General features: G+C 58.6%; 14 protein-coding genes. All 14 read left to right on the top strand.

Annotated elements, in window-relative coordinates; all coding sequences use genetic code 11:
* Nucleotides 1-7 precede the first annotated feature (7 nt).
* The 14 genes from AB9N64_RS07530 (at nucleotide 8) to AB9N64_RS07465 (ending at nucleotide 13,284) form a co-directional block, all read left to right on the top strand.
* Nucleotides 8-937, top strand: coding sequence for a DUF2184 domain-containing protein (locus AB9N64_RS07530; RefSeq protein ID WP_220381981.1), 930 nt, complete (start codon nucleotides 8-10; stop codon nucleotides 935-937).
* A 9-nt stretch (nucleotides 938-946) separates the two neighbouring features.
* Nucleotides 947-1,354: a hypothetical protein gene (locus AB9N64_RS07525; protein ID WP_371360113.1), complete on the top strand. Its 408-nt coding sequence runs from the start codon at nucleotides 947-949 to the stop codon at nucleotides 1,352-1,354.
* A 50-nt stretch (nucleotides 1,355-1,404) separates the two neighbouring features.
* Nucleotides 1,405-1,923, top strand: a complete 519-nt coding sequence (locus AB9N64_RS07520) for a DnaT-like ssDNA-binding protein (RefSeq protein WP_220381983.1) — start codon at nucleotides 1,405-1,407, stop codon at nucleotides 1,921-1,923.
* On the top strand, nucleotides 1,893-2,951 hold the full coding sequence (locus AB9N64_RS07515; RefSeq protein ID WP_220381984.1) for a phage head morphogenesis protein: 1,059 nt from the start codon (nucleotides 1,893-1,895) through the stop codon (nucleotides 2,949-2,951). Before AB9N64_RS07520 ends, AB9N64_RS07515 begins: the two co-directional genes overlap by 31 nt.
* Nucleotides 2,908-3,294, top strand: a complete 387-nt coding sequence (locus tag AB9N64_RS07510) for a hypothetical protein (protein ID WP_220381985.1) — start codon at nucleotides 2,908-2,910, stop codon at nucleotides 3,292-3,294. Before AB9N64_RS07515 ends, AB9N64_RS07510 begins: the two co-directional genes overlap by 44 nt.
* On the top strand, nucleotides 3,294-3,692 hold the full coding sequence (locus AB9N64_RS07505; protein WP_220381986.1) for an HK97 gp10 family phage protein: 399 nt from the start codon (nucleotides 3,294-3,296) through the stop codon (nucleotides 3,690-3,692). Before AB9N64_RS07510 ends, AB9N64_RS07505 begins: the two co-directional genes overlap by 1 nt.
* Nucleotides 3,689-4,096 (top strand): phage tail terminator-like protein, encoded by a 408-nt coding sequence (locus AB9N64_RS07500; RefSeq protein ID WP_371360112.1) that lies wholly within the window; start codon nucleotides 3,689-3,691, stop codon nucleotides 4,094-4,096. Before AB9N64_RS07505 ends, AB9N64_RS07500 begins: the two co-directional genes overlap by 4 nt.
* Before the next feature lie 61 nt (nucleotides 4,097-4,157).
* Complete coding sequence (locus AB9N64_RS07495) at nucleotides 4,158-5,327, top strand: phage tail tube protein (RefSeq protein WP_371360111.1); 1,170 nt, start codon at nucleotides 4,158-4,160, stop codon at nucleotides 5,325-5,327.
* A 58-nt stretch (nucleotides 5,328-5,385) separates the two neighbouring features.
* Complete coding sequence (locus AB9N64_RS07490) at nucleotides 5,386-5,943, top strand: hypothetical protein (protein ID WP_371360110.1); 558 nt, start codon at nucleotides 5,386-5,388, stop codon at nucleotides 5,941-5,943.
* 311 nt (nucleotides 5,944-6,254) lie between these two features.
* Nucleotides 6,255-9,248, top strand: coding sequence for a phage tail length tape measure family protein (locus AB9N64_RS07485; protein ID WP_371360109.1), 2,994 nt, complete (start codon nucleotides 6,255-6,257; stop codon nucleotides 9,246-9,248).
* A complete protein-coding gene (locus tag AB9N64_RS07480) occupies nucleotides 9,245-9,697 on the top strand; it encodes a transposase (protein WP_371360108.1) in 453 nt (150 codons plus the stop codon). Before AB9N64_RS07485 ends, AB9N64_RS07480 begins: the two co-directional genes overlap by 4 nt.
* Nucleotides 9,694-10,179 (top strand): DUF1833 family protein, encoded by a 486-nt coding sequence (locus AB9N64_RS07475; RefSeq protein WP_371360107.1) that lies wholly within the window; start codon nucleotides 9,694-9,696, stop codon nucleotides 10,177-10,179. The genes AB9N64_RS07480 and AB9N64_RS07475 overlap by 4 nt, the downstream gene beginning before the upstream one ends.
* Nucleotides 10,180-10,415: 236 nt before the next feature.
* Nucleotides 10,416-10,589, top strand: a complete 174-nt coding sequence (locus AB9N64_RS07470) for a hypothetical protein (RefSeq protein WP_238597291.1) — start codon at nucleotides 10,416-10,418, stop codon at nucleotides 10,587-10,589.
* The gene (locus AB9N64_RS07465) at nucleotides 10,561-13,284 is read left to right on the top strand and encodes a host specificity factor TipJ family phage tail protein (RefSeq protein ID WP_371360106.1); all 2,724 of its coding nucleotides are present in this window, start codon (nucleotides 10,561-10,563) and stop codon (nucleotides 13,282-13,284) included. Before AB9N64_RS07470 ends, AB9N64_RS07465 begins: the two co-directional genes overlap by 29 nt.
* Nucleotides 13,285-13,291 lie beyond the last annotated feature (7 nt).

The raw sequence follows: 13,291 nt of genomic DNA, 5'->3' as shown, positions 1-13,291 counted from the left end.
AGAACACATGCGCCACCTTCAACTCCTCGACGCTCAAGCTGCTATGGGCTTCGTTATTTCCCAGACCTCGTACATTGAGCGTCAGGTGAATGAAATCGTCTACCCGGACATCCAGTACCCTGGCCTGATCCCGGTAGACACGTCTGCTCCTGAATGGATCAAGAGCGTCACCTACTACTCGTCCGACAAGGTAGGCAAGGCTGACTGGATCAACGGCAACGCCGACGATATCCCGCTGGCCAGCACCGAACGCTCTAAGTTCGAGACCTCCGTGCATATGGCGGGTATCGGCTATGGCTGGGGCTTGGAAGAAATCAGCCAGGCTCAGATGCTCGGCCTCAGCCTGACTGCTGATGATGCTAGCGCTGCTCGTCGCGCCTACGAAGAGATGGTCGATCGCGTTGCGCTGGCGGGCGATGCATCGAAGGGCTTCTCTGGGCTGTTCAACTTTCCAGGCGTGACCGCCGGCACTGCGGTGACCGGTGGCTGGGGTACTGCGACCGCCGACCAGATCTTGGCCGACGTTAACACTGCTCTGACCGTACAGGCCTCTGGCACGATGTACACAGCGTTCTCTGACACCCTGTTGCTGCCTTACAGCAAGTTCTTGCTGTTGGCCACTCGCAAGGTGAACGATCAGGGTCTGGAGTCGATCTTGACCTATCTCCAGAAAAACAACGTGTACACCGCTCAGACCGGTCGCCCGCTGATGATTCGCGGTTTGAATGGCCTGGACACCGCGGGCGCCGGTAGCACTGCCCGCATGATCACCTACCGCCGCGATCCAAGCGTACTGAAAATGCACATCCCTATGCCGCATCGCTTCCTGCCTGTTTATCAGGCTGGCCCGATTCGCTGGGAAGTGCCTGGCATCTTCCGCCTGGGCGGCGTGGACATTCGCCGTCCTGCCGAAGTCCGCTACACCGACGGCATCTAAGGGGGTTACATGGCTCTGGTAAAGAATACCCATAGTAAGACCCCTATCGGCCTGCCTGATGGCTCGGTAGTCCCACCACGCGGCGAACTGGATGTTCCTCAGTGGGCTGACTATCGAGATCGCCAGAACCTGGCGTTCTACGTTGAGACCGGCGTCTTGCTGGTAGAGGGTGATGATGATTCGCCCCTGCTGAGCAAGGACGAGGTCCTAGCTAGACTGAAAGAACTGGGCATTACTGCTGCAGGCAACAGCAAGGTCGAGACCCTTCGTACCAAGCTGGTACAAGCAGAGGCCGACCATGCTGCGCAAGAAGAAAAGCAGAAGGTCATTGATGAGCTGACCGCGCTGAATGTCGAGTTCGACAAGGAAGCGAGCCTGGAAGCCCTGCTGGCCGCACTCGCTACCGCCAAGGCGTAATACCCCGCAAAACCCGGAGCGCATGTCGCTCCACCTATTCGAGAATGATGATGGCTGACTACTACGGTACCGTGGCGGGCGCTGACGCTTACCACTCGGCCCGTGGCAATGCCGCTTGGGCGGCTGCCACAGAGCAGGCCAAAGAAGAAGCCCTGGCGCGAGCATCAGCCTACATCGATGGCATCGGCACTCAGTTGCCTATGACTGGGTGCGTACTGTCATTCCCTGGCCGTAAGGCTGGTGGTAGGGCGCAAGCCCTGCAATGGCCGCGTACAGGCGCAATAGATCGGTCTGGCGACCCTATCCCCGATGGCGAGGTGCCGCGCGAGATTGAGCAGGCTACCTATGAGGGGGCGCTGCGCGAGCTGGTTAAGCCTGGGAGCCTGAACCCGGACTACATCGCGTCCATGGCTATCAAGCGCGCCAAGGTTGGTCCGCTGGACACCGAGTTCTTCGGCCCGGAGGATGGAGACGGCCAGCCCAACAAGCCGGTAATCGGCATGATCAATAGCATTCTCGGCCCGATCATGATCCTTCGATGTCCCTTACCGTTCGTGGTGACCGTGTGAATCAGACAGACATCCTGCGCCAGATCGAGGGTATGGAGCCCAAGATGCAGCGGGCTTACCTGGAGCAGGTGCGCGGTGTTGTCGATGCGGCGGTCATAGCGGAAATTGAGCGATACATCGAGTCGAATGATCATGGGGCGCTGGATGAGGCTCTGGCTCTTGGTGTGTTTGGGCTTCTGTTTGAGCTGATCCGGTCTGGATACATGGCCGGCGGCGCTTACGAAACCAAGCAGGTGCCAAAGGCGGCCGGCAAGTCGGAGTTCGATGTGCGGGCGCCAGCCGCCGAGTCATGGCTGGGCGATCACATCGCTTCGCTCAAAGCTCAGATGGATCGTGACCTGGTTGACTCGGTGCGAGTGACGGTTTCATCCGGATTGCGGGCTGGTAGGTCGCCCAGGCAGATCGCGCTGGACTTGGCTGGCAGAGTTAGCAAGCAGACAGGCAAGCGGACTGGTGGCTCTGTAGGGCTCCCAGGAAACTTCGCTCAGTACGTCGCCGATGCGCGCACCCAGTTACTAAGCGGAGATCGCGAGCAGTTGAAGAAGTACCTGACTCGCACGCGCCGTGACCGCCGATTCGATTCGATGGTTCTTCGGGCGCTAAAGGCAGGGAAGGCCGTCAACAAGGTCGATGTGGAGCGCATTGCTGGCCGCTACTCCGACCGCCTACTTCAAACCCATGCGGAAATGATCGCCAGGACTGAGGCGCTCGAGTCTTTCAGTGCTGGGCGAGACCGTGTCTATCAGCAGTTGGTGGAGCGCGGGCTACCCCGCGAGGCGGTTACCAAGGACTGGGATACGCGTCGTGACGAGAAGGTCAGGCACAGCCATTCAGGTATGCAGGGGCAAGAGCGCGGCCTGGGCGAGCCATTCCAAAGTAACTCCGGAGCTCTTCTGCAGTATCCGGGCGACAGATCGCTAGGCGCCGGTTACGACGAAACAGCTAACTGCCGCTGCCAGGCCAGATATTCCATAAGGGCTAACTATGCGCGACGAGATGCAGGAAATCTTCGGGGCGTTATTCGATAGCGTCTTCGCTGAGTCCGTGACCTCCTTTACCGGAGAGTACATGGGGCCAGGTGTTCGCGATCCGATTACCGAAGAAACTACTGCCGTTCCCGTGATCTATGGCGGGCGTGGCGTCTTTCATGAGTACGCATCCGAGCGTATTGACCAGTTGAACATCCTGGTTGGCGACATCCAGTTGATTGCATTGGTCAACGAGGTGCCGGACCGACCCAAGGTTGGCCACCTGATTAAAACCACTGCCGTCGTGCCAATCCTTGGCGCACCTATGGCAGGGTATCGGGTTGTGCGTGCGGCAAGCGATCCGGCGGGCGTCCACCACGACATTCAGTTGAGAAAAGCCTAATGGCCAGACAGCGCGGCGGGCGAGCATGGAGCACGCCGCCATCCGCGTTTTCAGGCGTTATCAGGGAAGCAATCGTCGAGCGGCACAGGGCTATAGTGCTGGCCATGATGGGCGAGATAGTTCTGCGCGCTCCCGTGGACACTGGCCGATTCCTTGCCAACAACATCGTCAGCATTGGTTCGCAGGTCTACTACTCGCTTGACGAGTATGACAAGACTGGCCGGGAGACGATCAGTCGAGCGGAAAGCGCTCTATCGGGGCTTCAGCCCTTCACGGTCACTTATATCCAGAACAACCTTGTGTACGCCGGTCCTCTTGAGGATGGGCATTCCCGCCAGGCGCCAGCCGGCATCTACGGTATCGCCTTCTATGGCGTTACACAGGCCTATACCAAATGACCTTTGAGCAGATTCGAGAAATCGTAATGGCCCGCATGGAGCAGTGGGCCGGCATTCCGGCTGCGGATGTCGATTATCCTAACAATCCCGACGGGCCATTTGATCCTGAAGGTCGGCCGATCTGGGCCAGGCTCGCAGATGTTCCGGGCCTATCCAGTACCCCAGAGGTCGGCATAGGCCCCTGCGTGCGCCGAACTGGGATCATCGTCATTCAGCTATTCGTTCCGACTTACAAGGGCACCTTGGCGATCACCAAGGCCGCTGACACGCTGGTCGAGCACTTCGAGTACTACAGCGACCCATCTGGTCCTTTTGATTGCTTCGCCGCCTCAGCGCAAGTTGTGGGCGACGACGGCCTGGGCTGGTACCAGGTCAACGTTCGAATTCCATACAGGGCGTACTAAGCCCAGACCATCCACCGCCACATGGCGGTTTTTTTACGCCTATTGATAGGAGAAACACCCCATGTCCAGTGGTGCCAAGGTCTCAACCGCGTGGAAGCGCGAGATCACCCCAGGAATCACCCCGCCCGGCGACTGGAATGTCCTGACCCGGGTCAGCTTCGGCTTGCTGCCGACCTACAACTCGGAAGAGAACAACGAAATCGGCGTTGATCGCATGGCCCAGGGCACGGCCCAGACCACGGTTGACGTTGGTGGCGATGTGGAGACCAAGCTGCGCTACGGCGCGCTGGATGAGTTCATGGCCTCCTGCTTCGGCAAGGACTGGGTCGGCAACGTCCTGACCATGGGCAATGACCGGATTTCGTTCTCGATTGGCTCCTACGCCAGCGACGTGGGTATTGCGGCGATTGCCCGCGGCGCTCAAGTGGCAACGATGAACTTTGAGATCCCGAACGACAACGAGATCAACGTAACCACCACCTTTGCCGCGATTGCCTGGGACGACAAGGCCGACAACACGTCGTTCATCGTCAACCCTGCTGCTGAAGCCCACCAGCGCCGCTACGGCTTCAAAGACGTAACCGGCCTGAAGATTAACGGCGTGCAATTGGGCGAGGACAACGCCTGCGTCGACAGCTTCAACCTGGAGTTCGACAACGCAGTCCAAACCCAGCGATGCATCGGTAACGGCAACCCGTTCCCGGGCAACATCATCCCGACCACGTTCACCCCGTCCGGCTCGATCACCATGAGTTGGTCGAAAGCTGCGTACACCTACTGGAAAGCCCAGCAGACCGGTGATGCACTCAGCTTCGAGTTCACGCTGAACAACGCTGACGGCGGCTACACCTTCTTCTTGCCAGAAATGGAAGTCAGCGGTGATTGGCCTGACGGTGGTTCGACCGACATTATCCAGGTTGAACTGAGCTACACCGGCCGCCGCGTGCCACCGACGATCACCCGACTGCCAGCGCCAATCGTTATTGCCGCCGTAGCCGTAACCCCGGCCACTGCCAGTGTTGCCGTGGGCGGCACTGTCGACCTGGAAGCCGCTGTAACTCCAGTAGGCGCAAGCCAGCTGGTGACCTGGACCACTTCCGACGCCACCAAGGCCAGCGTCAGCGCTACCGGCCTGGTCAAGGGCGTGGCCGTTGGTACCGCGACCATCACCGCTACCAGCAAGTCGGATAACACAAAAACCGACACCGCTGAAATCACCATCACCGCTTAAACCCTTTGCCTGGCGCGCCATGCGGTGCGTGCCGGGCCTTTTACCGCAGAGGAATACCATGGGCATCACGATCACGAAAAAGCCTGAACTAGACGCCAACGGCGAGCGCTGGGTAGGATTCCGAAAAACGCCGGCAGGTGGGATCGAACAATGCAGTCGAGAAGAGGCTGATGCTTCTATCCTGGTCGGCTCAACTGCCTCGCCACTCTACAAGTCGCATTACGCACTGATCCTCCGCCATCTTGGAGCGATTGACGCACAGACCCGTGTTGGCACGAATGAATTCGGTTCTGACGATCTTCCTGCGGTGGTTTTTGAGCAGGAAAGCGACCTGCTGATCGACTTGGTGGCCAGGCACCTTATCAAGGATTGGGAAGGTATCGACGAGACGGATAAGCCAGGCGTTCCTGCGCCGTATTCAAAAGAGCTTTGCAAGTCGCTGATGTACCAGATGCCTAGCGTTTACTTCATCGCTATCCAGGCTGGTCGAGACATTGCCTTGCGGGCCGAAGAAAAAACCGAGGAAACATCGGGAAAGCCCTTGCCGCGTACCGCTGGGGCCGCGAGTGGGCAGGCGCGGCAAACGAAAAAAAGCGCTGGAAGCATGAGCGCCTAAGCGGAACGGTTCCAGAGGCGCCGGAGATTGACGGGGTTACCGCTGAAATCCTTGAGGCATACGGGCCGATCAGCAGGACGAGGCAGTACGTCGGCATGGTGGGTGCCCCGGCTCCAATATCGCCTAACGCTATCACTGAATACCTTTCCCGCAACCCCACCGCCATATGCCGCGATGAGTTCGATGCAGCCATCTTCGCACTGGATGACGACTTCCGCGCGTACTGGGAAGAGCAGCAGGAGAAGGAAAAGCCGAAACCTCCGAAGAAACCATAGCCCGCCCAGCGGGTTTTTTTACGCCTGGAGAAAGCTATGGCGCAGGAATCACGCCTTGGAATCACGATTGAATCCCGTGGCGCCGAGCAAAATGCAAACCGGATGACTGACTCCCTCGGCCGGATGGAAAAAAGCGGTGATGCTGCTGCTGCCTCGGCTGATGGCGTGTCGTCCAGCGCTGCACAGCAGAAGAAAGAGCTCGCCCAGCTCCTGGGGCAGATCAACCCTACGGTAGCAGCCCTGGGCCGCCTGGACGACATGCAGGACAAGCTGGCCAAGTTCAAAAAGGCCGGCATCGTCGAGGGCGATACGTTTGTCGAATATCAGACCAAGATCAATCAGGCTCGTAATGAACTAACTCGGTTTGACGACTCGCTAACTCGCACAGGAAATACAGCCAAGCAAAATGCTGCGGCTTTGCGTGGTGTTCCTGCTCAGTTCACTGACATCTTCACGTCTATTGCTGCTGGACAGCCAATTACCATGGTTGCCCTTCAGCAGGGCGGACAGCTCAAGGATATGTTTGGCGGGCTTGGTCCGGCAGCCAGAGCCTTAGGAGGGTACATCCTTGGTCTTGTCAATCCGTTTACCGTTGCTGCCGCAGCCGCAGCAACGCTAGCGCTTGCCTATTATCAAGGCTCCGAGGAGTCGGAGCGCTTCGGCAGGGTACTAATCGAGAACGGAAACGCAGCAGGCACCAGTGCGAACCAGCTTGCCGACCTGGCGAACCAAGTAGCCAGCACCGGAACCACTGTAGGTGCGGCCGCTGAATTGCTGACCAAGCTGGCCGCCGCCGGTAACCCGCTGACCTCCATGTACGCCGAGATCACCCAGGCATCCTTGGCATGGTCGAAGCAGACGGGGCGCGACGTTAAAGAGGTCGTGCAGTCGTTCAACGAAATCGCCAAGAGCCCGGTCGAGGCAATCAAGAAGCTTGATGCCGAGCTGAATATCCTCACCGCCTCGCAATACGCAAACATCGTTTCCCTGCAAGAGCAGGGCAATACGATGGGCGCCGCAAAGATGGCCGCGGGCATTTACGCAGAGGAAATCAGCACGCGTGCCGGCGAGATCGAGAAGAACCTTGGTTCGTTGGAGGGGGCCTGGAAGTCTGTCGCATCATTCGCCAAGAGCGCATGGGATGCGATGCTCGATATCGGGCGCGATAAATCCCTTGAGCAGCAGCTCGCCGAAGTCGAGAACAAGATTGCCGATGCCAGCAAAGGCATCAAGCAGGGCGGGCGCGCAGCATTCGGCCTTGGCCTGAACATCCAGAATGTCGATCAGCTAAAGAAACAAGCTGCTGAACTTCAAGCAGCTATCGCTGAGGTAGGCCGCAAGTCTGCCGAGGACGCAGCCAGCAAGGCGATCCAGGACGCTGGCAAGAAGGGCGTCGACACCATCAATGCGACATTCAAGGCCTCTCAAACCCAGACACAAAAGCTCAACAAACAGCTTATCGATCTGGATAAGGCCCGCGCATCGGCCCAGAAAGCAGGTGGTTTTACCGCAGAAGAGGAAACGAAGTTCGCTGTAGCGCGCAAGAACATTGAGCAGCAGATCGCCGATATCAAGGAGCGAGAGGCGAAGAAGAACAAGCCGAAGGCAGTAAAGGGACTGAACCGCGGTGTTCCCGAGGCAGAAAACACCTTCGCCAAGCTCTACAGCCAGTACGACCCGGCCGCCCAGGCCGCACGCGCATTGGCCAAGGAGCAAACACAGCTTCAGCTGGTGTTGAGCAAAGGGAAAATAACTCAAGAGCAGTACGGCAAAGCACTGGCCCAAGCATCCACGAACTACGCCGCAGCTATCAAGGGCGCCCAAGGCCTTACCCAGGCCGAGCAATACAGGGCGCAGCTAGAGAAGCAGCTCAGCACCCAGCGCACCCAGTACAGCCTGGAAGCCGCAGGCGTCGGCATGGGTGACCAGCAGTCGCAGCGCCTTCAACAGCGCGTGCAGCTTGAGCAGCAGACGAACGACCGCATCCTTGAGCTGCGTACCGAACTGGCCAACGCCACTACGGAGAAGCAGCGCCAGGACCTGCAGGCCCAGATCGACCTGACCAACGAGTACCTTCCTCTCCAGATTGAGGCGGTGCAAGCCGGCTGGGCTCAGATGGACCAGGCCATGCTCAACCCTATCAACGGGTGGACGGCGGCCATGCAGAACTTTGGCACGCAAGCCATGAACATCGCAGGGCAGACTCAATCGATCTTCTCAGGGGCGTTCAGCAGCATCTCAACGAGCATTACCACGGCTTTGGCGAGTGGTTCGTTTTCGCTCAGCACGCTTGGTGATATCGGTCGCACGGTTGTCAGCGAGATCCTTTCCGGATTCATTCGGATGGGTGTGCAGATCGGCATCAACTCCGCTCTCAGCTCGGCCTTTTCCGCCAAGGAGATCGCCCAGTCGACGACCGAGACCAGCATCAAGGTCGGCGGTGCGGCGGCCGTTGCAACAGCCAAGGTCGCGGCGGATGGAGTTGCCACGGCTTCGAGCTTGGCAGCCACAGCAACCGTTCAAACTGCCCAGGTGGCAGCAGCAGGCAGCACGCTTGCCGCATGGTTGCCTGCCGCGCTCGTGGCCTCTGTTGGCTCATTTGGTGCCGCTGCAATCGTCGGCGGTACTGCTTTGCTGGCAGCGTTCGCGCTCACCAGGGGATTCAGCACTGGTGGCCACGTTTCCGGCCCTGGCACCGGGACATCCGACAGCATCCCTGCGCGCCTGAGTGATGGCGAGTTCGTTGTGAACGCTGCGGCGACAAAGCGTAACCGTGGTTTGCTGGAGGCGATCAACTCAAACGAGCGGGTTTCCGTATCGGGTGGTAGCGGCGGTGGTGGTGTTTCGCTCACGCAGTCCGCCGGAGTCGTGGTGAACATTCATGAGGATGCATCGCGGGGTGGTCAGGTTCAAAGCCGAAACGAAGGTGGTCGGGATATCGTTGATATCTGGGTTGCCAGCGTTATGAGCGATGGGCCGGCTCACCAGGCCATGGCTGAAAAATATGGTTTAAGCACGGTGGGCTCATGATCAAGTACCCGAAAGAACTGCCGTTGCCACTCCAGGACGGATACAAACTCAGCACTGAAAACCCAAAGATGGAGACTCCGTTAGAGTCAGGGAGATACAGGGAGCGCCGCAAGTTCACCTATGTTCCAACGACCATAAGGGCGCGTTGGAACATGGATGAGGAGCAGATGGCGTTCTTCGAATCATGGTTTGCCCGGACACTTGTCGACGGCACTCTGTGGTTTGAGGCAAAGCTCAAAACCCCTGTTGGATTCAAGGATTACATCTGCAAAATCAAAGGGATGTATGACGGTCCCGAGCTTGTCCAGGTGAACCGATACGAGATATCGGGCACGCTTCTTCTGCGTGACAGGCCATTGATAGAGCCAGGATGGGAAAACTTCCCTGAGCTTTGGTTCGGCAAGAACATCATCGACTTAGCAATCAACAGGGATTGGCCAGAAGCATGAACCCACTCGACGTGTGCTACGCATCGCCAGGCAGCGAAGTGCTCATCCCGGCATTTGAGCTGTTTAGCGATTCCTGGACTGAGCCGGTACTCATAACTGCTGGCTTTGAAGATCTTTGGCTTGGAACTGAAGACGGAAGGATGCTTTTGCATGAGGCCGGAGGTATTGATGTTTCATACCCGACGAAGGACAACACCGGCAGCCAGACGGTCACGTTTGCGATTGACGGTGTTACGGGGCGAGGCCAAAACCTTATCCGGCAGGCAATGGACGCAGACGCAATCATACGTGCCACGCTTCGGCTTTACCTGAGCACAAACCTCAGTCAGCCGGCGCAAAGGCCCTATTACCTCGTCGTGAGCGGCGGAAGCTTCGAAGGCGCAACAATCCGTGTCGACGGTGGCTACTTCAACCTCATCGACACGAACTTCAATCGAGAAACCTTCAGCGCCCTGAACGCTCCCTGCATTAAGTACCTATAACCATGCCATCACGATACCTAACTGCCACCTACCAAGACGGCGGTCGCGAACTGCCGTCCGTAGATTGCTGGGGTCTTACGACGATAGCCAGGTCGGAGTTATACGGCCTGCCTGGGCTATCCAAGTTTGGAGAGGTGACTCGCCTGGGCATTCACGCCTTCCAGCGCTCCTACAGGGCTGAGGTTGGCAGGGCACTCGAGCGTTGCGACCCCTTCCCGGGTGCAATCGCCGCCGCCATGAAGGGTGACATCTGCGCCCACGTTGCTCTGGTGGTGCTCAAAGACGACCGCCTGCAAGTACTGGAGATCAACCCCGGCAGCGGGGCCAGGATCATCCGGCTTCAGGAATTCAAAGATAACTACATGACGGTGGTGTTCTATCGTGATCGAGTTCTATGGGAACAAGGCTGACCCGGTTGCTTTAAGAACGTATCGGGTGAGTTCGCCTACCACCGTTGAGCAGTGGCTCATCGAAAACATGAAGGCATACGAGCGCCGGGACGTGCCGCCAGTGAGCATATCGGTCAATGGTTGCCCAAGCACTCATCATTCCTGGCCTGAATTGCAGTTTGGCCCTGACGACTTCGTGCAGATCTGGTACGAGCCGAAGGGCACAGACCCGATCTCCATCACCATCGCCGCCATCAAGGGCGTGCAAGCAGTGATGAAGCTCATCACGCCGCGGGTGAAGTTGCCTAAAACTGGATCACCCCAGCAGGGCAGCACGCTTTCCAGCGCCAACGCCAAGGCCAACCAGGTGCGCTACGGCGACCCGGTACGCGAGCTGTTCGGTGAGGATGAAATTTTTCCTGACTATATAGTAGAGCCGCGCCGATACTTCAAAGGCCCGCGGGATGAGTGGCAGCACATGCTGTTGTGCATTACCCGAGGTGAGTGCCAGGTCAACCCGAGCGATATCAAAATCGGGAACACGGCGGTGATATCGCTGGGTGCCAACGCGACCGCCAGGGTATACGGACCTGGCGAAGACCTGAGCAACGAGCCAGCCGCCAAGTGGTGGTACCAGGCACCTGAAGTTGGCGTAACGGCCACAGGCACTTCTGGTATCGAGCTGAAGACCACCGTCACCGTTCCTCCAGTACCAGGAGCCCAGGCGTATCAGTTCAACGGTGATTTGGTCGCCGTCCCAACTGGCGCCGGAGCATTCCCTGCCGGCTGGGCTGTTGGAATGATCCTGCGCATTGAGGTCATGTATCAGTACATGGTCACGGCGGGCGGCGGTGCTGGTGGCCGGGATGTGATTTCCGGCCCGCTGGAGCAGCTTGGCGCCTTCCCTGGAATGCAGATCGAGGTAGTTGGGGCGAATGCCGGCCGCTACATCGTCAACGACTTCACGCCGGCGGCCGGGGGCGATCCGGCCCACATGACCCTCAACACCACCAGCGGCGCGCCGGTTTCTGGCCTCCTGGCCGGTATTGGCTGGGCATGCATTGGGTATGCTGGTCTTCGGTACCGGCTCACGGCGGCGAGTACGTCGCAGATAGCCGTAGACCGCCTGACTGACGCTGGCGTCACAGACAATGATTGGCCCGGATTCGACTTCATCGAAAGCAACTCAGCCGTTCTCAGACTGGACAATTCGAACCTTGAAGGCGACTGGGCTGGGCCGTTCGCGCTTTGCCCGCCAGGTCTCAAGGCAACGAAGCTCTCATTCACCGTCCTGTTTCCAAGCGGGTTGGCGGGGGTAAACAACAAGGGCGACCTTGAGCCTTGGAGTGTCACCTACGAGTTCCAATACCGAGATAGAACCACCGCGGGAGCTTGGGTTTCTTTCATCGAAACAATCAGTGACCGAACCCTCGACCAGATCGGCTTCACGCGCGAGGTTGCCACATGGACCGCGATGGAGCCAGAAGGCCGTATGCGCCGAATCGGTGCAAAGTCCACGCTGACCAACGTGCAGGACAATATCCAGTGGTACGACGTTCGGGCATTGCTTCCAAGCCCTACGAGTTACCCGGGCTGGACGATTCTGGCGCTATCGGCGGCCGGTGGCGGCAAGCTCTCAAGCCAAAGCGAGAACAAGGTTTCGGTCGTGGCCACGCGCAAGCTGCCGATCTTGGTCAATGGGGCCTGGACGCCAGACAACCGCGTAACTCGCGATATCGCCCCCGCGTTTAACTACATCGCCAAGGCACCTGGGTATCAGGACGCCGACATCGACACGGACGAACTGGCAGCGTTCGACACGGTTTGCAAGGCCAGGGGTGACACCTTCAACCTGTCGATCGATTCGCTCATGACCGTCAAGGAGGCGCTGAACACCGCGCTCGCCCCAGGCTTTGCAGAGTTCACCATCAGTCGCGGTCGCCTGCGCCCTGTGCGCGATCAGAAGCGGGAAGGCTTCGATACAGAGTATTTCCCGCCCGGGACGCAAGGTTACTCGGCCCAGAACATGAAGGGCCCGCTGCGCATCAGCTTCAAATCGCCAGACCCTGGATCAGAGCACGACGGCGTGGACGTTGAGTACAAGGATCGACGCACCCGCCAAACAGAGACGGTTAAGTGTCGACTGCCTGGTCAGCAAGGTCTGAAAGCCGAGAAAGTACAGGCCCTGGGCATAGGCGACCGTGACCGGGCATATCGCTTGGGTATGCGCCGCGCAAGCGAAACCAGGTACCGACGCTGGAGCTATTCGTTCGAGACCGAACTGGACGGCAACAACAGCGATTACATGGGCCTTGCCGGCGTTTCGGACGATACGCCCGGGAGAGGGCAGAGCGCCTTGCTGCTTGGCATATCCCTGGGCTCTGGCAGCTACATCCTCGAAAGCTCGGAAGCTTTTATATGGGAGCCAGGCGTGAATCACACGGTAGGTATCAGGCGCCAGGACGGTACGCTCAGCGGCCCATGGGCAGCCACAAGGATCAGCGATTACCACCTGAGCATTCCGACGCTCGACTTCACCCCTGATACAAGCTGGGACCGGGAGCCGCCCCATCTGCTGTTCGGCCCGGTAACCAGGGAATGCCACCGCGTACTAATCAGCAAAGTAACCCCGAAAGGAAGTGAAAGCGTGTCGGTTCAGGGATTCAACTACGACGACAGGGTCTACCTGTACGACAACGCAACTGCGCCTGAATAAGTAACTA

It is taken from the genome of Pseudomonas sp. KT_2_4 (genome assembly GCF_041410225.1).
Lineage (GTDB): Bacteria > Pseudomonadota > Gammaproteobacteria > Pseudomonadales > Pseudomonadaceae > Aquipseudomonas > Aquipseudomonas paracarnis.
The sequence above is the reverse complement of the archived record's forward strand: the minus strand, read 5'-3'. Positions and strand labels throughout refer to the sequence as shown.

Excerpts from the sequence above, each read along its gene's own strand:
- AB9N64_RS07530 (WP_220381981.1), top strand. The coding sequence starts at position 8 with ATGCGCCACCTTCAACTCCTCGACGCTCAAGCTGCTATGGGCTTCGTT.
- AB9N64_RS07525 (WP_371360113.1), top strand. The coding sequence starts at position 947 with ATGGCTCTGGTAAAGAATACCCATAGTAAGACCCCTATCGGCCTGCCT.
- AB9N64_RS07520 (WP_220381983.1), top strand. The coding sequence starts at position 1,405 with ATGGCTGACTACTACGGTACCGTGGCGGGCGCTGACGCTTACCACTCG.
- AB9N64_RS07515 (WP_220381984.1), top strand. The coding sequence starts at position 1,893 with ATGTCCCTTACCGTTCGTGGTGACCGTGTGAATCAGACAGACATCCTG.
- AB9N64_RS07510 (WP_220381985.1), top strand. The coding sequence starts at position 2,908 with ATGCGCGACGAGATGCAGGAAATCTTCGGGGCGTTATTCGATAGCGTC.
- AB9N64_RS07505 (WP_220381986.1), top strand. The coding sequence starts at position 3,294 with ATGGCCAGACAGCGCGGCGGGCGAGCATGGAGCACGCCGCCATCCGCG.
- AB9N64_RS07500 (WP_371360112.1), top strand. The coding sequence starts at position 3,689 with ATGACCTTTGAGCAGATTCGAGAAATCGTAATGGCCCGCATGGAGCAG.
- AB9N64_RS07495 (WP_371360111.1), top strand. The coding sequence starts at position 4,158 with ATGTCCAGTGGTGCCAAGGTCTCAACCGCGTGGAAGCGCGAGATCACC.
- AB9N64_RS07490 (WP_371360110.1), top strand. The coding sequence starts at position 5,386 with ATGGGCATCACGATCACGAAAAAGCCTGAACTAGACGCCAACGGCGAG.
- AB9N64_RS07485 (WP_371360109.1), top strand. The coding sequence starts at position 6,255 with ATGGCGCAGGAATCACGCCTTGGAATCACGATTGAATCCCGTGGCGCC.
- AB9N64_RS07480 (WP_371360108.1), top strand. The coding sequence starts at position 9,245 with ATGATCAAGTACCCGAAAGAACTGCCGTTGCCACTCCAGGACGGATAC.
- AB9N64_RS07475 (WP_371360107.1), top strand. The coding sequence starts at position 9,694 with ATGAACCCACTCGACGTGTGCTACGCATCGCCAGGCAGCGAAGTGCTC.
- AB9N64_RS07470 (WP_238597291.1), top strand. The coding sequence starts at position 10,416 with ATGAAGGGTGACATCTGCGCCCACGTTGCTCTGGTGGTGCTCAAAGAC.